Annotated in this window: 17 protein-coding genes; 6 read left to right on the top strand and 11 right to left on the bottom strand. The window is 73.5% G+C overall.

Annotated elements, in window-relative coordinates:
• Nucleotides 1–290 precede the first annotated feature (290 nt).
• A complete protein-coding gene (locus ACQEXA_RS06300; RefSeq protein ID WP_433128947.1) occupies nucleotides 291–1,748 on the top strand; it encodes a dihydrolipoyl dehydrogenase family protein in 1,458 nt (485 codons plus the stop codon).
• A 125-nt stretch (nucleotides 1,749–1,873) separates the two neighbouring features.
• Here the strand turns inward: ACQEXA_RS06300 and ACQEXA_RS06295 are convergent, their stop codons facing one another.
• Nucleotides 1,874–2,953, bottom strand: coding sequence for a PP2C family protein-serine/threonine phosphatase (locus tag ACQEXA_RS06295; protein WP_433128945.1), 1,080 nt, complete (start codon nucleotides 2,951–2,953; stop codon nucleotides 1,874–1,876).
• A gap of 312 nt (nucleotides 2,954–3,265) precedes the next feature.
• Here ACQEXA_RS06295 and ACQEXA_RS06290 point away from each other — a divergent pair, with 312 nt between their 5' ends.
• From ACQEXA_RS06290 to ACQEXA_RS06270, 5 genes are all read left to right on the top strand, one after another.
• Nucleotides 3,266–4,162, top strand: coding sequence for a LysR family transcriptional regulator (locus tag ACQEXA_RS06290; protein WP_432936348.1), 897 nt, complete (start codon nucleotides 3,266–3,268; stop codon nucleotides 4,160–4,162).
• Between the two features lie 457 nt (nucleotides 4,163–4,619).
• Nucleotides 4,620–5,453 carry a maleylpyruvate isomerase family mycothiol-dependent enzyme gene (locus ACQEXA_RS06285; protein ID WP_433128943.1) on the top strand — a complete coding sequence of 278 codons (834 nt, stop codon included), beginning with the start codon at nucleotides 4,620–4,622 and terminating at the stop codon, nucleotides 5,451–5,453.
• A gap of 139 nt (nucleotides 5,454–5,592) precedes the next feature.
• Nucleotides 5,593–6,309, top strand: coding sequence for a FadR/GntR family transcriptional regulator (locus ACQEXA_RS06280; protein WP_432936353.1), 717 nt, complete (start codon nucleotides 5,593–5,595; stop codon nucleotides 6,307–6,309).
• Nucleotides 6,306–7,697 carry a hypothetical protein gene (locus tag ACQEXA_RS06275; RefSeq protein ID WP_433128941.1) on the top strand — a complete coding sequence of 464 codons (1,392 nt, stop codon included), beginning with the start codon at nucleotides 6,306–6,308 and terminating at the stop codon, nucleotides 7,695–7,697. The genes ACQEXA_RS06280 and ACQEXA_RS06275 overlap by 4 nt, the downstream gene beginning before the upstream one ends.
• On the top strand, nucleotides 7,694–9,550 hold the full coding sequence (locus ACQEXA_RS06270) for a GMC family oxidoreductase N-terminal domain-containing protein (protein WP_433128939.1): 1,857 nt from the start codon (nucleotides 7,694–7,696) through the stop codon (nucleotides 9,548–9,550). The genes ACQEXA_RS06275 and ACQEXA_RS06270 overlap by 4 nt, the downstream gene beginning before the upstream one ends.
• Before the next feature lie 161 nt (nucleotides 9,551–9,711).
• Here the strand turns inward: ACQEXA_RS06270 and ACQEXA_RS06265 are convergent, their stop codons facing one another.
• From ACQEXA_RS06265 to phnE, 10 genes are all read right to left on the bottom strand, one after another.
• Nucleotides 9,712–10,266, bottom strand: a complete 555-nt coding sequence (locus ACQEXA_RS06265; protein WP_432936362.1) for an HD domain-containing protein — start codon at nucleotides 10,264–10,266, stop codon at nucleotides 9,712–9,714.
• Nucleotides 10,263–11,093, bottom strand: a complete 831-nt coding sequence (locus ACQEXA_RS06260) for an inositol monophosphatase family protein (protein ID WP_432936365.1) — start codon at nucleotides 11,091–11,093, stop codon at nucleotides 10,263–10,265. Before ACQEXA_RS06260 ends, ACQEXA_RS06265 begins: the two co-directional genes overlap by 4 nt.
• Nucleotides 11,090–12,331: an alpha-D-ribose 1-methylphosphonate 5-triphosphate diphosphatase gene (locus tag ACQEXA_RS06255; RefSeq protein ID WP_432936368.1), complete on the bottom strand. Its 1,242-nt coding sequence runs from the start codon at nucleotides 12,329–12,331 to the stop codon at nucleotides 11,090–11,092. The genes ACQEXA_RS06260 and ACQEXA_RS06255 overlap by 4 nt, the downstream gene beginning before the upstream one ends.
• A complete protein-coding gene (locus ACQEXA_RS06250) occupies nucleotides 12,328–13,098 on the bottom strand; it encodes a phosphonate C-P lyase system protein PhnL (RefSeq protein ID WP_432936371.1) in 771 nt (256 codons plus the stop codon). Before ACQEXA_RS06250 ends, ACQEXA_RS06255 begins: the two co-directional genes overlap by 4 nt.
• A 5-nt stretch (nucleotides 13,099–13,103) precedes the next feature.
• Entirely contained in the window at nucleotides 13,104–14,969 is a 1,866-nt protein-coding gene (locus tag ACQEXA_RS06245; RefSeq protein ID WP_432936374.1) for an alpha-D-ribose 1-methylphosphonate 5-phosphate C-P-lyase PhnJ, read from the bottom strand.
• Nucleotides 14,966–16,096 (bottom strand): carbon-phosphorus lyase complex subunit PhnI, encoded by a 1,131-nt coding sequence (locus tag ACQEXA_RS06240; RefSeq protein ID WP_359401259.1) that lies wholly within the window; start codon nucleotides 16,094–16,096, stop codon nucleotides 14,966–14,968. Before ACQEXA_RS06240 ends, ACQEXA_RS06245 begins: the two co-directional genes overlap by 4 nt.
• Entirely contained in the window at nucleotides 16,096–16,770 is a 675-nt protein-coding gene (phnH, locus tag ACQEXA_RS06235) for a phosphonate C-P lyase system protein PhnH (RefSeq protein WP_433128937.1), read from the bottom strand. Before phnH ends, ACQEXA_RS06240 begins: the two co-directional genes overlap by 1 nt.
• A complete protein-coding gene (locus ACQEXA_RS06230) occupies nucleotides 16,767–17,201 on the bottom strand; it encodes a phosphonate C-P lyase system protein PhnG (protein WP_432936379.1) in 435 nt (144 codons plus the stop codon). Before ACQEXA_RS06230 ends, phnH begins: the two co-directional genes overlap by 4 nt.
• Nucleotides 17,202–17,214: 13 nt before the next feature.
• Nucleotides 17,215–18,105: a GntR family transcriptional regulator gene (locus tag ACQEXA_RS06225; protein WP_432936381.1), complete on the bottom strand. Its 891-nt coding sequence runs from the start codon at nucleotides 18,103–18,105 to the stop codon at nucleotides 17,215–17,217.
• Nucleotides 18,106–18,279: 174 nt separating this feature from the next.
• A complete protein-coding gene (gene phnE / locus ACQEXA_RS06220; protein WP_433128935.1) occupies nucleotides 18,280–20,067 on the bottom strand; it encodes a phosphonate ABC transporter, permease protein PhnE in 1,788 nt (595 codons plus the stop codon).
• Between the last annotated feature and the right edge of the window lies 1 nt (nucleotide 20,068).

Genomic DNA, 20,068 nt, shown 5'->3' with positions numbered 1-20,068 from the left:
GACCTCAGTAGCCCGATGCGGACGCGGGCGGCAGCCGAGCCGAGCCTTCCGGCGCCCCCGCGGGTCCGATGCCCCCGCGACCCGGCGCCGGTACAAGGTGCGTACGGCGTGCGTACGGCCGAAGGTGGCACTTATGGCGACTCTTCGTGAGGCGAACGGGGCAGTTGTGGCGGCCGGGGAAGAGCGCGCGGTTACATGACCGGGGGCGCCGCATGGACCCGCTTCCCGACGCCGTCCCGCGCTCCGGCGAAGAGCCGACGACCGGTCCCGGATCAGGTTGCGAGGGAGACATGAGCGAAGCACACGGAACATCGGAGGAGACCACTTACGACGTGGTGGTGCTGGGCGCTGGTCCCGTAGGCCAGAACGTCACCGCCCGCGCTGTTGCCGCAGGCCTGACCGTAGCGGTCGTGGAGCGTGAGCTCGTCGGCGGCGAGTGCTCCTACTGGGCCTGCGTGCCGAGCAAGGCGCTGCTCAGGCCCGTCATCGCGGTCGCCGACGCCCGCCGCGTGGACGGTGCCCGGCAGGCCGTCGACGGCCGGATCGACGCGCAGGGGGTCTTCGCCCGCCGCAATCGCTACGTCACCGACTGGGACGACACGGGTCAGGCGGAGGCGGTCAAGTCCATGGGTGCCGACCTCTTCCGTGGCCAGGGCCGGCTCGACGGTCCCCGCCGTGTCACGGTCACCAGGGACGACGGCGCACGCCACGCCCTCACGGCCCGGCACGCGGTCGCCGTCGCCACCGGCAGCCGGCCGGTCCTGCCCGACATCCCGGGTATGGACGAGGCCCGGCCGTGGACGAACCGGCAGGGGACCGACTCCAGTACGGTGCCCGGGCGGCTCGTGATCGTCGGTGGCGGCGGGGTCGGTGTGGAGATGGCCACTCTCTGGCAGGGTCTGGGCTCCCAGGTCACTCTCGTGGCCCGACGCCGTCTCCTGCCCCGTATGGAGCCCTTCGCGGGGGAGTTGGTGGCGCGCGGTCTCGGCGAGGCGGGTGTGGAGGTGCGCATCGGCGCCCAGCCCACCGCGCTGCGCCGTCCGGACCCCGACGGTCCCGTCACCCTCACCTTGGACGACGGCAGTGAGGTGGAGGCGGACGAGATCATGTTCGCCACCGGCCGTGCCCCCGCCACCGACGACATCGGCCTCGACACGGTCGGCCTCACCCCCGGCTCCTGGCTCGACGTGGACACCACCTGCCTGGTCCGCGGAGTCGACGGCACATGGTTGTACGCACTGGGTGACGTCAACCACCGGGCCCTGCTCACCCACCAGGGCAAGTACCAGGGCAGGACCGCCGGGGACGCGATCGGGGTCCGAGCCGCAGGCCGCCCCCTGGACGACGGCCCCTGGGGCGACCACGCCACCACCGCCGACCAGCACGCCGTGCCCCAGGTCTTCTTCACCGATCCCGAGGCTGCCGCGGTGGGCCTGAGCGCCGAGCAGGCGGCCGCGGCCGGTCACCGCATCCAGACCGTGGACCTCGACTTCAACGCGGCCAAGGGTGCCAATCTGTATGCCGACGGCTACCAGGGCCACGCCCGGATGGTGGTCGACCTCGACCGTGACGTCCTGCTCGGGGTCACCTTCGTCGGCCCGGGGGTCAGTGAGCTGCTGCACTCGGCCACCGTCGCGGTCGCGGGCGAGGTCCCGCTCAAGCGTCTGAGGCACGCGATCGCCTGTTTCCCGACGGTCAGCGAGATCTGGCTCTTCCTCCTCGCCGCCTACGAGCGCGAACGCGACTGACCCGCACACCCCGCACCGGCCCAGGGCCCGCACCCGTGCCTCGCCGGGCCCGGCAGGAGGCAGCCCGCCGGGCCCGGGGGCGCCCGGCGCCGTCGCCCCCCTTCCTCAGGCGGGCCGCGCCTTCGTCACGAAACCCACCGGTTCTCGGAGATCCGGGCCGGGACGCGCGCCCCCTCGCGCTGCAGCACGATCAGGGCCATGTCGTCGGCGAGCGGCCCGCCCGTATGGGCCCGCAGGTCCGCGCCGATCCTGCGCACGAGCGCGTCCGGACGCTGATCGGCCCAGGCCGTCACCCGCTCGAGGAGGGGGTAGAAGCTGCCCAGGCGGTCCCGGGCCTCGGTGACTCCGTCTGTGCACAGCACCAGCCGGTCGCCCGGGGTGAAACGGAAGGTCAACGGGGTGTACTCGGTCTCGGTCAGGGTGCCAAGTCCCAGCGGGGGAGCGGGGGCGCTGACGTCCAGGGGCGTGACGTGTCCCCCGTGCAGCAGAAGCGGCGGCAGGTGGCCGAAACTGATCAGGTGGGCACAGGGCTGGTCGTCCGGGATCTCCAGCACGGCCGCCGTGACGAAGCGTTCACCGGGCCATTCGTCGAGATCCCCGCGGTGCGCCTGGCCCAGGTCCCAGCGCACATCGGACTCCAGGGCGGACGCGAGCCCGGACAGTGTGGCGTGCCGGTGCGCGTTGAAGCGGAAGGCACCAAGGACGGTCTCGATGTCTGCGATGGCCCCCAGCCCCTTGCCGCGTGCATCCCCGATGATCAGCCGGGTGGCGCCCGGCGCGCGGACCAGGGCGTACAGGTCGCCGCCGATCCGGGCTTCGGTCTCGGCGGCCACGTACGTGGATGCCAGGGATATCGCTCCGGCGCGTCGGGGCAGTGGCCGCAGCAGCACGGACTGTGCGGCTTCCGAGACCTGGCGCACGATGGCCAGCTGGCGTTGATGCTGCTCGCGCAGCCGGGTGGCGATCAGGAGCAGCGCCGAGAACAGCACCAGGGACAGCGTCTGCACGAGTACGTTCTCGGTGGTCAGCGTCTGTCGCTCGGCTCCCGCGACGACCAGCGCCGCCAGGGCGAGCAGAGCGGTGACGGCGGTACGGCGGGTGTCGGTGAAGGCGGCGGCGAGCGCGAGCGGGATGACCAGCAGATGGGCGAGGTGGATGTGCGGCGGCAGGAACCAGTCGGCCACCGGAACCGCCACGATCGGCACGGACCACAGGGTCACCCAGCGGTAGCCCCGCCATCCGCTCGGTGCCCTACTCGCCTGCAAAGACGGAGACGGCCTGCTCTGCATGGTTCTCCCAGGATCGGCGCGCGGCAGATGAAGCGTCGCCGCTCGGCACACCGAGCCGCAACAGGGCACAGGCCACCGCCACGGTCAGGTGGACCCTGCTCCGTCCTCTACAACCGCGCGCCTCGGCGGCTCGATGGCCGCAGGGCCATTCGCCGTGCCGATAGGGGGTATAAGCAGCGGCTCTGACCCGTGTGGCTTGGGTGTCCGCAGACGTGGTGCGATGAGTGCATGGAGTTGCGGGAGCTGCACGCGTTCGTGGCGGTGGTCGAGGAAGGGGGCTTCTCTGCCGCGGCCCGGCGGTTGCACGTCAGTCAGCCGGCGCTGTCCCAGACGGTCAGCGGGCTGGAGCGGCAACTGAGGGTGAAGCTGCTGGTGCGCAGCAGCACCGGTGTACGGGCCACCGAGGCGGGCACGGCCCTCCTCGGCGAGGCGCGTGCCGTGCTCGCCCGGCGTGATGAGGCCGTGCGGACGATGGCCCGGTTCGCCGACGGGGGCGGCGGGGTGCTGCGGATCGGCATTCCGCTGGAGTTCCCGTCGCGACTGCTGAGTTCCGCGCTCACGGAGATGACCGAGGCCTGTCCCGACACCCGGGTACGGGCCCTGCACATGTCCACGGCCGAGCAGCTGGCCGCGTTGCACGCCGGTGATCTCGATGTGGGACTGCTGCGCGAGCGTCCCACCGGGCAGGAGTTCGACGCGATGCTGGTCAACACGGAACGGCTGGGTGTGCTGCTCAACGCCGAGCTGACCGCGGAGCTGGCCGGACCGGACGGGATCGGGCTGGATGCGCTGACCGGGCTGGAATGGGTGGGGTTTCCCCGCTCGGGCAGCCCCGCCTGGTACGACGAGCTGACGGCCACCCTCCGCACCCACGGTCTTGAGCCGGGCCCGGTACCGGAGGGGCAGCGGCTGATCCCGGAGGTGAAGCTCGCCGCGGTCAGCGCCGGTCGCGCCTTCGCCCTGGCGCCGCCGGACTGGGCGCAGCCCCTCCCCGACGGTGTGGTGTGGTCGCCGCTCGTGGGTCATCCCCTCGTCCGCCGGACCTGGGCGGTGTGGCCGGCCGCCTCCCGCCGGCAGGACCTGGGCCGCCTCATCGCCGCCTTCGCCCAGCCGCCCACCGACTGACTCCGGGGCGGGCGCCCGGTCGCCCGGTGGGAGGGCGCCACCACACCCGGTGCCCGGGGGCCGTCCCTCGCCTCGCCCCTCTCCTGCATGCGGCGTCGTCGCGGACGGACGGCCGGCCGGACAGCCGGTGCGCGGAGCGTCTCTGACTGGCTTGGCGAGCCTGAGCGTTGCTCAGGCTTGGGAGCCGATCGCCTTCGTGCCCTGGTACTGAACGACAGGAGCCGCCAGCCCGCGTGGCACGTCCCTCCGGACGCTGGTCGACCGGGCCGCAAGACCCGACCGAGGAGGGTGCCCGACGTCGCCTGGGCGCCGGGCGTGCGCGTAGCACTCTGCCACAGGTTCACTACGCTTCGCTAATCCAACTGGTGAGCCTTGCCGCCTGCCTGCCGGGCCTGGTTGGGTATCGCGCTACGTGCGCGAGGGGCGCAGCAGGCCTGGTCGAGGGGAGCGGAGCGGCGTGGAAGCGGGAACGCGGCAGGACATCGGAGGTGCCCTGCCCGAAGGGCTGGGGCAGGCGATACGTGAGACCGCTGGTGACATCGCCGCGCTGCTCGGCCCGGTGGCCGACACTTCGGTTCCCGTGCCCGAGTCGGAGTGGACCGTAGGGGAGGCGGCGGCCCACCTGGCGCAGGCCAACGAGCTCATGGCCGACCTGGCAGCGGGCCGCGAACGCCCCTACGGGGACGGCACGGCGCAGAGTCTGGCGGCGGCCAACGCGCGTGCGCTCACCGCCTTCGCCGAGCGCGGCGCGCGGCCCCTGGCGGAGATGATCGTGGAACAGGCGGACCTCTTCCTCGCGGCGGTGGCCCGGACCGCGGGGGAAGGGAACGCGGACCGCACGCTCGTCACGCCGCTCGGCCGTATGGACCAGACCGTTCTCGCCTCCTATCTGCTGACGCACATGCTGGGTCACGGCTACGACCTCGCCCGCGCGCTCGGCCGGCCGCACATGATCGACCGTGCCCGGGTCGGGCTGTGCCTGCCGTTCCTGCAGGCCGTCATGCCGCGCGTCGCCGACGCCTCCGCCACCGCCGGGTTCACGGCCCGCTACGCGCTCCGTCTGCGGGGCGGCTCGGCGTTCGGCGTCACCTTCGCCGACGGCGCGGTCGAGGTGACGCCCGAACCGCCCCGGCGCCCGGACTGCACCCTCCTCGCCGAGCCCGTCACGTTCCTTCTCATCGCGCTCGGGCGGTGCGACCCATGGGGAGCCCTCGCCCGCGGCCGTGTGCTCGCCTGGGGGCGCAAGCCCTGGCTCGGGCCCCGCTTTCCGACCCTGTTCACCGCGCCCTGACCGCAGGGGGCCGACCGTCGGCGCGGCCGGAGGCATCGCGGGCAGGGCGAGGCTCGCCGGGTCCCTCCTTATTGACGCAGCGTCACCCGTAGTGGTTCAGTGGCTCATCCACTGAACCGCTGAGTCGTTGGGGGCCGGGGTGGAAGCACTGCCACGCGAGACGATCGTCGACGTGCTGGAAAAGAGGCTACGCGAGGACATCCTCGCCGGACGCCATCCGGCCGGGAGCTATCTGCCCCCCGAACGTGAACTCGCCGACGGGTTCGGGGTCACCCGCACCACGCTCAAACACGCCTTCGGCCGGCTGGTGCACGCCGGTCTGCTGGAGACGCGGCACGGAGTCGGCACGCGCGTACGGGACTTCCTACGTCTCGGCGGGGCGGACCTGCTGCCGATGCTCGTGCGTCACAGCCCCGACTGGATCGGCGAGATCTTCGAAGTGCGCCTCAGCATCGGTGCGTTGATCGCGGAACGCGCCGCGGCCCGCGCCACGGCGGCCCAGGTCGCCGAACTGCGCGCGCTGCTGGCGGCTGTCGGGGACGCGGACGGGGGCGACCAGGCACAGCTGGCCGACGCCGAGGTGCACCGGGCGCTGGCCCATGCCACCGGGAACCGTGTGTACGTCCTGCTGACCAACACGCTGTTCAACGCGTACATGCCGGTACGCGCCGCCCTCGTCGGGCCGTTCGAGGACGCCCGGAGCGCGCACGACCGCCTCGCCCCGGTCGTCGAGGCCGTGGCGGCCGGCGACGAGGAAGCGGCACGCACCGCGGCCGGCGACTACCTGTCGGCCACCGAACGCATCATGCTCGAGGGGCTGGCCCGCTCCGGCGGCCGCCGGGAGAGTGACCTGTGACCTCGCGCGAGACGGTGTTCAAGGAGACGATGCTGGGCCATGTGCGCCTGGCCGGCGAAGAGGCCGACCGCCCGGTGCGGCTCGATCTCAGCGTCCGCGCCGACGGTGTGATGCTGCCCCATCGGACCACCCAGGCGCGGCTGACGGGACGGGTCCGGATCGCGGGACGGGCCGACGACCCCGAAGCCGTGGGCGAGTTGGAGATCTCACCGCTGGCGCGCCGCCGGATCCGCTACCGGATCACCTTCGCCCTGGAAGGCCGGCAACTGCTGCTGGATGGCTGGAAGTCGGTGTCGCTCAAGCGCCCGGTGTCCTCGATGACCGTCCTGCCGTACACCCTGTACGAGAACGGAGAGCGCGTCGGCGACGGCACCCTGCGCTTCCCCCTCGCCACGGGCCTGCTGCCGTTTCTCGCCGGCTTCCGGTTCCCCCGGGCGGCCGAGCCCGCCGATCGGTACCTGGCGCCGCGTTGGGACGGCAGACCGGGGCGGACGGAGGTCTGGTACACGACCCTGACCGATCCGGCGACCGGCAGCGGCATCTGGCTGCACCACGAGGTTCTCGCGCCCAGTGACGGCTCACCCGCCTACGCGCACGGCTGGACCGCCGTGTTCCCCAAGGACGGCCCGGCGGAGCACGTACGGTTCGGCCCCACACCGTGGAAGGGACCGACCCACGGCTTCACCGCCGAGGACATCCGCGCCGCGCCCGGCCGCCTCACCGGCTCGGCCGGGTCGTTCTCCTGGGCGCTGACCGAGGAGCCCCAGGGCCCGCCCCTGCACACCTTCCCGCGCTGGTCCTGGCGGCGCCCCTGGCTGCCGGCCTCCCATATGCTGCCCGCCGCCCGCGCCCGCTACAGTGGAACCGTCCGCCACGACAGCGGCGAGCTGCGGCTCACCGGGGCTCCCGGCGCGAGCGCCCGGATCTACGGCCACGGCAACGCCCGCCGCTGGGCCTGGCTCCACGCCGACCTGGGGGACGGTGACGTCCTGGAGATCGTGGCCGCGGTGTCGATGCGACGCGGACTCGACAGGCTGCCGCCGCTGGTGTTCCTGCGCCTGCACCGCAACGGCCGCACCTGGCCCCGGCGGGTGGAGCGCGCCGCCGTGGGATGGGCTGGACTCGGCCGGTTCCGCGCGGAGATCGGTCTGCCCCAGTGGCGGGTCGAGGGCCGCGTCGGCCTGCGTCGCATACGGGTGACGGTGACCCAGCCGCCGGAGGGGACGCTCGCACTTGACTACACCGACCCGGACGGTTCGCCCGCGGTGTGTCGCAACAGCGAGCGGGCCGACGCGGTGGTGCGCCTGGAGCGGTGGTGGGGCCGTTGGCGGCCGGAGGCCGCATGGCGGCTGTCAGGCACCGCCCACGCGGAGGTCGGCGACCGATGAACCGCCCGACCGACGGCTCCCTTGCGGGACTTGCCGCCGCGGTCCTCGCCGACGACGGCACCGCCGAATGGACCAGGGCCGTGCCACGGCGCCTCGCGGCGCTGCTCGACGTCATGCCCGCCCCGGCGCGCACCGCGATACGCGGAGCGGCCGCGGCGATCGACGCCTACGCCGTGACCCGCACCGGCAGACGCCTGTCCGCGCTCGGTACGGAGCGGCAAGAGATCGTCATGGCGTCGCTCGCCTCCCGCAAGGCCCTGCTTCCGCTTCTGGACGCGGTCAAGGTGCCGCTCCTGCTGGCCGCCGGCACGGAACGGCAACTGCACCACAGCCCCGCGGTTTCCGTGCCCGCTCCCGAGGATCCGCCGCTCGACTGCACGCCCTCCCGACACTGGCCCACGCGTTCCACCGCCGACGCGGTCGTCGTGGGATCGGGCGCGGGTGGTGCCATGGCCGCGCGGACGCTCGCCGCCGCGGGTATGCGCGTCGTCGTTCTCGAAGAGGGGGAGCACCACACCACCGCGTCCTTCGGACGGCGGGCTCCGCTCGACCGCTTCATCGACCTGTACCGGGACGGCGGCGCGACGATCGCCGTGGGCAACCCGCCGCTGGTCCTGCCCGTCGGCCGCGCCGTCGGCGGCACCACCGTCGTCAACTCGGGAACGTGCTACCGCACACCGGACCGTGTCGTCGCCCGCTGGCTGAGCCGTCACGGATTCGCGGCCGCCGAGAGCTTCGGGACGCATCTCGACGAGGTCGAGCGCACCCTGAGGGTGGCACCCCAGCCACTGGACGTCCTCGGGGACAACGGGCGGCTCGCCCTCGCCGGGGCCCGGGAACTCGGCTGGGCCGCTGCGCCCCTGGTGCGCAACGCCCCGGGCTGCAAAGGCTCGTGCCAGTGCGTCGTCGGCTGCCCCACCGGCGCCAAACAGAGCGTCCAGCTGTCCGTGCTTCCCGAGGCCTGTGCGTCCGGTGCCCGTATCGTCACCGGCGCCCGTGTACGGCGGATCCTCACCGACCACGACGGGCCGGGCGCCCCACGGGCAGCCGGGGTACTGGTGTGCCGCCCGGACGGCAGCGAACTGGAGATCCTCAGCCCCCTGGTCGTGGTCGCCGCCGGAGCTTTCCAGACCCCGCCGCTGCTGCGCCGCTCCGGCCTGGGCGGACATCCGCGGCTCGGCCGCAACCTCAGCGTGCACCCGGCCATCAGCGTCGCGGGCCGGTTCAGTCGCCCGGTCACGGGCTGGAAGGGCGTCCTGCAGAGCGTCGGAGTGGAGCACCTGCGCGCCGAGGGCATCCTGATCGAGGCCACCGCCGCCCCGCCGGGCATGAGTTCGTTCGTACTGCCGGGTGTGGGACGCGAACTGCGGCGCGAACTCGAGCAGACGGATCGGCTGGCGACCCTCGGCGCCATGATCGCCGACCGCCCCTCGGGCCGTGTCCTCGGCCGCGACCGCACGCTGCTGCGCTACGACCTGGCGAAGCGGGACGCCGGCCGTCTGCTGCGCGCCCAACGGGCCATGGGGCGCCTGCTGTTCGCGGCGGGCGCCGAAGAGGTACTGACGGGCGTCCCGCAGGCCCCGCGGGCCCGCACCCCTGCCCAACTGGAATCCCTGCTCGACACGGTGAGCGCGCACCGCCTCCACGTCTCCGCGTTCCACCCCACGGGAACGGCGGCTGCCGGCGCCGACCCCGAGCGCTCACCGGCCGACCCGGAGGGCCGCCTGCGGGGCGTGCACGGCGTACTGATCGCCGACGGCTCCGTACTGCCGAGCTGTCCGGAGGTCAACCCGCAACTGAGCATCATGGCCGCCGCGTTGGCCATCACCGGCCGTTTCGTGACCTCTCAGTAGGTCGAGGACAGAACGGCACAAGGACAGGGGACTGCCCACCACTTCTCGCTGGGGCCCCGCCCCAGCCGGCCACAGAGGAGGAACACCTCCGGCCGGCTGGAGCGGAGGCCGTCAGGGCGATCGCGCGGTGCGACCGCCGAGTCGGCCTGTGCGTCCGGCCGTCAGGCCTGCTGCGCGGCGATGCAGCGGGCGTGGGCCTCCAGCAGGGCCGGCATCGACAGCACCGGGGCGTCCGGGTCCTTCGCCGCGTCGTCCCAGCGCCGCAGCGCCACCGCGTCCGCGGCCAGCGGATGCGCCGCGAACTCCGCCACCTCGTGCTCGTCCATCGGGCCGCCCTGGACCTTCAGGGACGCGATCGACGCCGGGCTGAGCAGGGCGTGATAGGCCGGGTCGGTCGCCACCAGATAGCGCTTGGCCGGTACGTGCTGGGCGATGACCCAGGCCGCGCGTTCGCCCAGCCGGCTCCTGGCGAACTCGGCGCCCGCCAACTCGTGCGGCAGACCTGGGTGTTCGGCTCGGACCGGCCGGGCGCGGCCGATGTCGTGCAGCGCCGCGGCCACCACCAACTCGTCGTCCGCGCCCGCCTCCGACGCCAGCCACGCCGTCTGCAGCGCGTGCGTGCGCTGGTCGACGGCCTCCCCGCCGTACGGGAGGCCCGCGAGGCCCTCGACGAGTGCGGTCAGTTCCTCGCCCGTGAGCGGGGTAGGCGTGGTCATCGCTGCTCCGTTCCGCGGATGGTCTCCGCCAGTTCCTCTGCGAGGCGCGGGGTCGCCGCGACCACGCCCGACCAGCGGCGGTTGAGGTCGGGGTCGATCTCCAGCGGGCGTCCGTGCACATCGATCACCGCTCCGCCCGCCGCGGGCACGGTCACCATCGCGGCCGCCAGGTCCACGATCCGGTGCGTGTCGGAGCCCGCGTCGGCGAACGCGTCCGTCGACCCCTCGGCCACCAGCACCGCTTCCAGGCAACTCGTCGACAAGATGCGGATCCTGGAGGCGCGCGTCGCCACCCGCCACCATGCGTCGGCGATGTGCTGCTGCGGCCGCAGCAGACTCACCGCCGCGCCGTCCAGCTCCGTACGGCCGCTCGTGCGGTACGCCGACGGCTGCCCCGTCACCGTGTGCCAGCAGCGCCCGGTGTCCAGCCAGCAGGTCAGCGCCTCGGTCGGCACGCCGTCCACCGCTATGACGCCCGCGAAGGCGGACAGCGGGACACCCGAGGCGGCGTTCGCCGTGCCGTCCACCGGGTCGGTGACCAGCGTGACGGCGGAGCCGTTGTCGATGTGGCCCAGCTCCTCGCTGAGCAGATTGATCCGGTGGGCGTCCACGACCTCGGCGATCGCGGTGTCCACCAGGATGTCCAGCCGCATCGTCGGCGTGCCGTCCGCGCCCATCTGCACCTTCTCGGCCAGCTGGGCCCGGTCGTACGTTTCGCGCGCGGCGCGGAAGGCGTCCACGGCGGCCTGGGTCGCCGCGGCCAGCGCCGGATGGACGCCGGAGGGCAGCTGCGGTTCGGGCACCGCCCAGGGGATCCGGCCGCTCATGCCGCCTCACCTTCCGAAGCGGCGCGCAGCACGGCAGCGACGACGGGCCAGGGACGGCCCGGCTCGGCCAGCACCAGGTCGGCCCGCAGGCCCAGCTCCAGCCGGCCGCGGTCCCGCAGGCCGGCCACGTCCGCGGCACCGCCGGTGACCAGACCGACCGCCTCGGGCAGCGGCGCCACGCCCTCCTCGGCGAGCAGCAGCGCGGCCCCGAGCAGCCCCGACGGCAGGTAGTCCGAGGCGAGGGCGGTGACCAGACCGCGGCCGACCAGCTCGCGACCGGAGGCGTTGCCGTTGTGCGAGTGGCCGCGCAGAACGTTGGGCGCGCCCATCACGACCGGCATACCGTGCTCGCGTGCGGCCTTCGCGGCCGCCGCCGTGGTGGGGAACTCCGCGACCGTGCCGCCCCGTTCGCACAACTCCTCGATCTCCTGCGGCGAGCTGGGGTCATGGCCGAGCAGCCGGATCCGGCCCGCGCGGGCCTGTTCGCCGAGCCAGCCCAGCGCCTCCTCGCGGACGTCGAGCCGGCCGTCCCGGTCCACGATCAGCCGGTCGACGTAGGCGCGGGCCTCGTCCTCGCTGACCCCGCGGGTGCCGACCAGATAGCGTTCGTAGTAGGCGCGGTCCGCGTACTGGCCCTGGCCGGGGGTGTGGTCCTCGTGCGACACCAGGACCGGCCCGCGGGCAGCACCCTGGATCTCCTCCAGCCGCTCCCGCAGCCCGGCCAGGCCCTCCGGGCAGCGGACGTCCAGCCGGTGCAGGACGCGGTGGTCCACCAGACCGTCGCCGCCCCGGCCCTCGATGGCCGCACAGATGCGGCGCGCGTTCTCCAGGGTGCGGCGCATACCGCGCCCGCCGCTCTCCTCGAACGCCGCGCCGTGGAACGCCGTCGTGACACCGGCCGCGCGCAGCTTGCCCTCGAAGGACAGCAGCGCGAACTCCATGGGCAGTTCGGCTCCGGGCCGCGGCAGCAGCTCCTTCTCCAGTCCGTCGCTGTGCACGTCCACGAGGCCGGGCAGACAGAGCATGCCCTGGCCGTCGACGTCGGCCTCCACACCGCCCGGGTGCGGTTCGACCGCCGCGATCCGGCCGTCCCGGACCGCGATCAGCGCATCGTCGAGCACCCGGTCCGGCAGCACCGCCCGTACGTGCCCGAGGACGTAGTCGCGGGGCGGGCCGCCCAGCGTCCAGCCCTGGGCCGGTGCCTCGGCCGGTCCCGTGTTCACCACGCTTGTGGTCATGCCGCCTCCTCCAGCATCTGCGCCGGCGTGCCCTGCCGGGCGATCCGGCCGTCCCTGACGAACACCACGCGGGTCGCCAACTGCCGGATGGCGTCCATGTCGTGGAAGACGGCGAGGACGGCGACGCCCTGCCCCGCCAGTGAGTCGATCAGCTCGAGCGCGGCCTCCCGGTTGGCCGGGTCCAGCGCGGAGACCGGCTCGTCGAGCAACAGCAGCCGCGGAGGTTGCACCGTTCCCGCGGCGAGGTTCACCCGCTGGCGCTCACCGCCGGAGAGGACACCGCAATCGACGTCCCACAGCGCCTCGTCGAGGTTCAGCCGGTGCAGCGCGGCGGCCGCGACATCCCGCGCCTCGGCCCGGTCGAGCCCGCGCCGCCGGGCGGTCGCGGCGACCACCTCCAGCGGGCCGGTGCGCGGCGGGGCGGCGAGGAACTGCGAGACGTAGCCGAACTCCCGGCCGCGCAGCCGGGCCATCTCCCGGTCGGGCAGCGTGGTCAGTTCGACCGGCCCGGCGGCTGCCCGCAGCCGTACGGAACCGGAGTCCGGCAGGTACGTGCGGTACACGCAGCGCAGCAGGGAGGACTTGCCGGCGCCGCTGGGGCCCGCGAGGGCGACGTGCTCACCGGTGTGCACGTCGAGGTCGACACCGCGCAGCGACGGGACGGTACGGCCGTCGATGCTGTGCAGGGTGAAGGACTTGTACAGGTCGCGTACGGAGAGGACGGCGTCCTGGGTCTCGGATACGGAGTGGGTGTCGGCGGTGTTCACCGGGCTCACCTCCGGGCGGCGGCCACGAGCCGCTGGGTGTACGGGTGGTGGGGATCGTGGAAGAGCTGGTCGGTCAGGCCCTGTTCGACGACGCGGCCCGTCTGCATGACCAGCGTGCGGTCGGTCAGTGCCTCGATGACGGAGAAGTCGTGGCTGACGACCACGGCGGCGACGTCCCGCTCGGCGAGCAGGCTCCGCAGCAGGTCGAGCACTCCGGCGGCGACGGAGGCGTCGAGACCGGTGGTGGGTTCGTCGAGCAGCAGCACGGGCGGCTCGGTGGCCAGGGCCTTGGCGATCTGCACGCGCTGCCGCATGCCGCCGGAGAAGGTGTGCACGGGGTCGTCCATACGGGACAGCGGTACCTCGACCCGGTCCAGCAGCTCCGCCGCGCGGCGCCGGATGGCGTGGTAGCCGCGCCAGCCCGCCGCGGTCAGCCGCTCGGCGATGTTGCCGCCGGCGGAGACGCGCAGGTCGAGTCCGGCGGCGGGGTCCTGGTAGACCACGGCCATCGAGTCGATCCGCAGCCGCCTGCGGACGGCCGCGGGCAGGTCGAGCACGTCGGAGGCGCCGCCGTCGACCGTGGCCAGGCGGACCCGGCCGGCGGTGGCCGGCTCGTCGCCGATCACACAGCGCAGCACGGTGGACTTGCCGGAGCCGGACTCGCCGATGAGACCGAGCGCTTCGCCCGGGGCGATGTCGAACGAGACGTCCCAGGCGGCCACGACGGCGCCGGTGGACGGGCTGATCGCGGTGCCGTGCTCGGGACCCGTGCCGGGCACGGCCGATGCTCCGCCCGCGCCGTGCACCTTGCCGATGCCGTCGACGCGCAGGGCCCACTCGGGGCCGTCGGCCGAGGTCCTGCGGGCGGGCGCGGGTGCGGCGTCCGCCGCCGCGGCAGGAGCCACGGGCTTGCTACGACGCCCGGCGCGGGCCTGCGGATCGGGCAGCAGGGCCAGCGGTGCGCGGTCGCGGTGGGCGGCGGTGTCGGCGTCCCCCGCCTGGACGCGAGCGCACCACTCGGTGTCGCTGCAGGCGAAGGCGCCTTCCGTGCCGGCGTTGACCAGGTAGACGTCGTCGCTGCCGCAGAACTTGCAGCGCGCCCCCGGTTCGTGCTCGACCTCGAACGGCACGTCGTCGAAGGTGAGGGGCCGGACGTCGGTGTGCGGGGGCACCGCGTAGATGCGCTTCTCACGACCGGCGCCGAAGAGGTTGAGGTGCTCGGCCTGGTGCAGCCGGGGCACGTCCCAGCGCGGGATGGGGCTGGTCGCCATCACGTAGCGGCCGCGGACCAGCACCGGGTAGCCGGTGCTCGCGGTGATCATGCCGTTGCGGACGATGTCCTCGTAGAGGCTGACCCACATCGCGGAGTAGTCGCCCTCGGCGTGCATCCGCGCGCATTCGGCCACCGACTTCTGCACGCCGCGTAGGGGTTCGGGCACCGGCACCTGGTAGACCACCACATGGTGGGCGCCCAGCGCCTCCTCGGGGATGCGGTGGCGGGTCTGCACGACCGTGGCCTCCCGGGTGTCGGCGGACTCGCCGCACCCGGTGGTCTGCGCGATCATCCGGCGCAGGTTGGTGGCGTTGACGCCGGCGTCGTCGCCCTGGTCGATCACCTTCACCGTGTCGTCGGTGCCGATCATCGCCAGGGTGACCTGCAGTCCGCCCGAGCCCCAGCCGCGTGCCACTGGCATCTCCCGGGAGCCGAACGGGACTTGGTATCCGGGCACGCAGACGGCGGCGAGCGCGGACCGGCGGATCTCCCGCTTGGCGTCCTCGTCGAGGATCCCGGCGGGCGGGCTGCCCGCGGCCGCCTCGGCCACGAGCGCGCCGACGGGCGACAGCTGCGGGATCTCCTGAGTCGTGCTCATCGGCAGTCCTTTCCGGCGGGCTCGGCGGCCCGTGCCGGCGGGTCCTCGCCCGCCTCGGCGGCGGCCCGCATGGCTTGCTTGCGCTCGACCATCGAGCGGAAGGTGACGTAGTGGGGGAGCTTCAGGTGCTCCAGGAAGCCGCCCGAGTCGAGGCCGTCGACGGTGAGCAGCAGCAGCTGCTCCAGCGGCCCGCTGCGACCGAAGCGGCGGTTGGCGATGTCCAGGTTGGCCATGGCGATCGCCTTGCGCTCGTTGTGCCCGAAGCACAGGCCGTACCCGATGTCGAAGCGGGTACGGTCCTCGTCCGCGCCGTCCAGGTCCTCGATGGCCTCGGCCTCGGTGACCCGGAACTCGCCGACGGTGACGGGGTTTCCGGTGTGCGGGTGGCGGACGCGCAGCGGCAGCCGGCCGTGCCGCAGCTCGCCCAGGGTGATCTCGTGCACATCACCGTCCGGGCCGAGGACCGAGCGGTACCACAGCGCCACCAGCGCACCGGATTCGGCGCGGGCCATGGCGGCCAGGACGGCGGAGCGGTCGGCGGGCGGCCGGGCGGGCTTGCGGGTGATGTCGTGCGGCTCCGGGTCGTCCGCGGTACGCCCCTCGGCGACCAGTTCCATCTTCCGCAGCAGGTCCAGGAACCGGCGCGGACTGCGCTGCTCCTCGGTCCGCTCCCCACGTTCCGCGTGATCTGTGGTGTCCGGGTCCTGGGACAAGGACTCCGGCGGCCCGTCGGGCCGCTCCAGCAGCCGGCCGGTGTAGTCGGAGGTACGGCCGAGCAACTGCGGGCCGTCCGGCTCGCGGAACGCGGGCACGATGCGGCGCAGCACGGTCATCTCGCCCGGGTCGACGGGTTCGCTGACCGCCAGCCGCGGCAGGGTGGACCGCTGCGCGCGCAGCAGGTGCGAGGCCTCCAGGGTGTCCCCCTCGGCCTGCCGGAAGGCGTCGGCCGCGGTCGGCTCGTCGTACAGTCCGGCCTCGCCCATCACCCGGTCGACGGCCAGCCGGAAACGGGCGGTGATCTGCTCGGTCGACGCCCACGGCGCGGGCGCGTGGTCCCGCTTGCGGCGGACCAGGTCCTCGGCGGCGAGAATCGCCTCGAGTCCTCCGCGTGCTCCCGAGTACCCCATCAGTTTTCCTCCTCGGCCACGGCACCGGGCGCGCTCGTGACGGTCGTGCTGCGCGGCAGGCCCATGACGCGTCCGTCGGGAGTGGCGAGCAGCAGATCGGCCCCGGCGGGGAAACCGCCGACGATCTCGGCGCGCGCCGCCACGAACCCTTCCGGCAAGCCCAGCGGAGCGACGTCCCGTTCACCCGGCACGCCGGGCCCGGACAGCCGCCAGGTCGACGGCCCGCCCTCCAGCGCGGTCACCGGCAGGCACAGCACGGCGCCGTCCTCCGGCGCGTCGGCGGTGCCCCGTGCCAGCCGCAGGATCTCCTCAGCCGCGACGGGCCGTACGGCGGCGGCGAGCCGAGCCTGCTCCAGCGGCACCGCGGGCGCGTTGGTGGCCACGCCGACGACGTCGGACCAGCGCCGCGAGCCGTCCTCTTCCAGGACGCACACACCGGTGCCGAGGTCCGCGAGCGCGAGGACCGGCAGCAGCGCGGGCGGCACCGTACCGGGGACGCCCGCGGGGAACCGGGTCACCGTGCCCGGCTGCGCCAGGGCGTCGAGCACGGCGCGGAAGACGCCTTGCGCCTGGGCGGGGCGCAGCTTGGCCGCGGCCACCAGCTCCGCGGTCCCGGAATCGTCCGTGGCGGGCGCCCCGCCGCCGGGCGCCGGCACTGTCTCGACAGCGCTCACGTCAGCTCCTCGAACTCCACGACGGTGGGGGCGAGTTCCGCCCACTCCTGGCTCTCCCGCCGCTCCCGGCGGCTCGCGACCCGCTCGCACAGCAGGTCGATGTCGGCGGCCCGGCGGCCGCCGGACTGCGCCTCGGCGTCGAGCACCGCGGCGGCCAGCACGGCCAGGCGGTCGTCCCCGAGGCGCATGGCCCAGCCGCGGTGGCCGGCGAGCTCCACCTCGGCGCGGCAGGCCAGCACGTCACCGAGCAGGAACCGCTGCGCCAGGACCGGTTCGCGGACCTGCGCGGTCACACAGCCGACCTCGGGCCCCACCAGCACCCGTACCTGCCCGCCGTCCGCGATGCAGGCGTCGGCCAGTTCGATCAGTTCGGCCCTCTCGGCCTCGGCCAGCAGGGCGCAACGATGCTCCCTGCTCAGTACGTTTGTCACCACTTCTCCCGGTTCATTGTGGTGTGACAACTTTCTGCGATGTTGCAGTTCTCTGCGGTGTGGACGATCTCTGCGGGGAAGTCCTCCGCGCCGTGACGGGCTGGGCGCGGGCCGTGGGCCCGCTCCCGGCGCCGGCGGCCGGCCTGCTGACGGGGGCGGCCGCGGGCCCGCCGGCGGGTTCGTCACCGACGGCCGGTTCGTCGAGTTCGACGACGACACGGACGGCGTCGGCACGCGTCCAGGTGCGGCTGCACATCAGGACGTTGCCGAGTACTTCGTCCCGGCTGACGCTCTCCACCAGCCAGGCGGGCTGGCTGCTCTCCATGCGCAGGGCCCGCAGTACCTCGGCCGACGGGACATCGATGCTGACCCGGCACCAGGCCCGCATCGGCCGCACCCGCACCATCTGGCGGAGCACGAGGTCGACGGAGTCGACGGCGTGCAGCGCCAGATCCAGGTCGGGCACCTCGTCCACCGGGATCCACTCATGGACCCAGGAGGCGAGGAGGTCGTCGATGTAGAACTCGCGCACCACCTCGTGCACCGGCGAGCCGGCCGGCCGCTCGAACCTGTCCGCCAGGTCGGCGGGCAGGGGAATCCTGCGGACCGACTTGACCAGGGCGCGAGGTGTGGCGCCCGCCGCCGAGATCGTGGCGGACCACGACGGTGGGACACTTCGCGAGATGACGTAGTCGATGCGCCGGTTGACGAACGTGCCGGACCCCTGGGTCCGGCGGACGACGAACCGGCGCTCCAATTCCTGTACGGCCGCCCGTGCTGCGGCCCGGCCAACGCCGAACCGTCGGGCGATCTCGGCCTCGCTGGCCACTCGTGTGCCGCGGGGGCACTCGGCCAGCTCGGCGGACAACTGCTCCGCGATCTCCAGATACCTGGTCGCACTCACACAAGGAACTGTGCTCGGCGGACTTGTCCGAACAACCTGCGGACAACCAACGAGTCCGACCGGGAATGTGAACAGCCGGGACAGTTGTTTCGCGGTTCGGACCGGACTTCTCCCTTGGAATCCATGGCGGAGGACCCCGTGCCGAGGCGGCGGGGTCCGGCCATCATCCGGCGGTCAGCGGACGATCCGGCGCAGCCACACCGCGAGCAGCTCCACGACGAGCACGGTCGCGAACACCATCAGCAGCACGGTGGTGACCACCCCGAAGTCCAGCACCCGCGAGGCGTTGAGCAGATCGAAGCCGATACCGCCCGCGCCGACGATGCCCAGCAGTGTCGCGGAGCGGATGTTGACGTCGAGCTGGTAGAGGACGTGCCCGACGAACGCCGGCGCGGCCTGCGGCAGCGTCGCCGAGCAGAAGACCTGCCAGCGTCCCGCGCCGGTGGCGCGCACCGCCGCCTCCACCCCTGGGTCCACTTCCTCCAGCGAGTCGGCGACGAGCTTGCCGAGCAGCCCGACCGCGCCGACGCCCAGGGCCAGCGCGCCGGCCACCGCGCCGAGGCCGGTGATCACCACGAAGACGATGGCGAGGACGAGCTCGGGAATTCCGCGGACCAGTACCACCACGACCCGGAACACGGCGGCCGTCGCGCGCGAGGGCGCGACATTGCGGGCGGCCAGCGCGCCGATGGGCAGGGCCAGCACCGCGCCGATCAAGGTCGCCGCAAAGGCGATCTTCGCGGTGTCGAAGAGGTCGGACAGCAGGTCCGGCAGGATGCCGCCGGCGCTCGGCGGCCAGAACAGCGCCAGCGTGGGACCGACGTTGCCGAGCGCACCGAAGAACTGGCCCGGTGCGATACCGGCACCCCACACGGAGGCGGCGAGCGCGAAGACCGTCACGGCTGCGTAGACGGTGCGGCGGACGCGGCGGGTGTTCCACGGCGGACTGATACGGGGCTGGGCGGCAGTGGTACGGCCCAAGTGCGGTGCGTCCCCGGCGTCCGACGCACGTTTGTGGTGCGCCGGGGTCACCGCGGCCAGAGGCGGCAGGCCGGCAGCGGAAGCCCGGGACATCGTGCCCTTGCCGCGCGCCCGTCCACCCGCGCCGGCGTTCCGCAGCAGGGCCCGGCGGATCGCCGCGGAGAGCAGTTCCACCAGCACGCAGAGCAGGAGCACCACCAGCGCGAGCGCCATGCCCCGCCGGTAGTTCAGGGCGTTGAGGGCCCCCGCGATCTCGTAGCCGAGGCCGTTCACGCCGACGAAGCCGAGGACCACCGAGATCCGGAGGTTGATGTCCAGCCGGTGCAGGGCGTTGGCCACCAGGGAGGGGAGCACCTGCGGCAGTACGCCGGAGACCAGCTGCTGGAGGCGGCCGGCGCCGGTGGCCCGGATGGAGGTGCGGGGTCCCTCGTCGATCTGCTCGATGGCGTCCGCGTACATCTTGCCGACCATGCCGACCGAGTGCAGGCCCATGGCCAGCACACCGGACAGTGCGCCGAGTCCGAAGATGCGGAAGAAGACGATCGCCAGTACGACGTCCGGTACGGCCCTGGCCAGCACGATGACACCGCGAGCGCCGAACCGTGCGCTCGCGTGGGGGGTGGTGTTGCCGGCGGCCAGCACCGCCACCGGGACGCTGAGCACCACCGACAGCAATGTCGCGGACACCACGACGGCCATGGTCTGCCCGCACAGCCGCAGCACCTCGCCGGCGGACGGGAAGTCGAGCGGGAACATCCGCCCGGTGAAGTCCACCGCGTTCGAGGCACTGTCCACCAGCGTGGCGGCGTTGATGCGGAGGTCGGCGAAGGCCCAGCAGGCGAAACCGGCCAGCGCGGCCATCACGAGCAGCGCCGCCGCACCGGCCGCGCGGGGTCGGGGCAGGGTCCGGGGCGCGGCGTTCGGCCCCGTCGGCGGGGCGGGGGAGGGCGGCGTGGGGGCAGCAGCGGTCGAGACGGTCATG

It is taken from the genome of Streptomyces sp. CA-106110, from assembly GCF_050936285.1.
GTDB lineage: Bacteria > Actinomycetota > Actinomycetes > Streptomycetales > Streptomycetaceae > Streptomyces.
The sequence above is the reverse complement of the archived record's forward strand: the minus strand, read 5'-3'. Positions and strand labels throughout refer to the sequence as shown.